Annotated in this window: 1 protein-coding gene; it reads left to right on the forward strand. The window is 32.2% G+C overall.

The window, feature by feature from the left end; translation table 11 throughout:
* Nucleotides 1–96: 96 nt before the first annotated feature.
* On the forward strand, nucleotides 97–797 hold a 701-nt coding region (locus WGMM_RS01635), incomplete at its 3' end, for a ComF family protein (RefSeq protein WP_038249111.1).

The following is a 797-nucleotide window of genomic DNA, read 5'->3' on the forward strand; positions in this document are numbered from 1 at the left end:
TGAACTATATTGAAATGAAATAAAAAGTGAAAGAGTGTAAGCTTAAGTTACTTTAGCTATACTATATAAATTATTTTATAATATATTTAATGAGTTGTGAACCTTCTCTTACTAAAAAAAGCTACAAATCTCATATTTCCAAGCGTATGCGTAAGTTGCGAATGTATCATTGATGAAAATCTTAATCTGTGTAGTGAATGCAACAAAAAAATCAATTTTCTAACTAAGCGTTACTGCAATGTTTGTGGCGTAGTAATCTCAGACAATATTTATACGTGTGGTAAGTGCATCATCAATCCTCCACCGTTTAAAGTATTAAGATCAGTTTTTGCTTATGATCAACATAGTAGAAACATGATTATAAATTTCAAATTTTTTGATAATTTGAATTACGTAAAAATCTATGCAAAGTGGATACACCAAGCTAATCAGGATACATTTCAGAACGCAGAGGTCATAATTCCTATACCGTTACATAAAATGCGCTTGTTTAAACGTAAATATAATCAAGCAGCGTTGCTTGCAAAAGAGTTGAGTAAGTTGTCCAATTTATCCTATACGCCATTTGCAATAAAACGCCTTCGCCATACTGTGCCTCAAGCTGGTCTTTCACTTAAACAGCGTGAAAAAAACTTAAAGAAGGCTTTTAAAACAAGCAACAAGAAAATTATCAAAAATAAAATCGTGATATTAGTTGATGATGTTGTAACAACCGGAGCAACTGTAAGATCTTGCTCTCAGGAAATTTTAAACTCCGGTGCAAAAGAAGTGAGAGTGCTATCACTTGCAAGAACGGT

Source organism: Wolbachia endosymbiont of Glossina morsitans morsitans (genome assembly GCF_000689175.1).
Classification (GTDB): Bacteria; Pseudomonadota; Alphaproteobacteria; order Rickettsiales; family Anaplasmataceae; genus Wolbachia; species Wolbachia pipientis.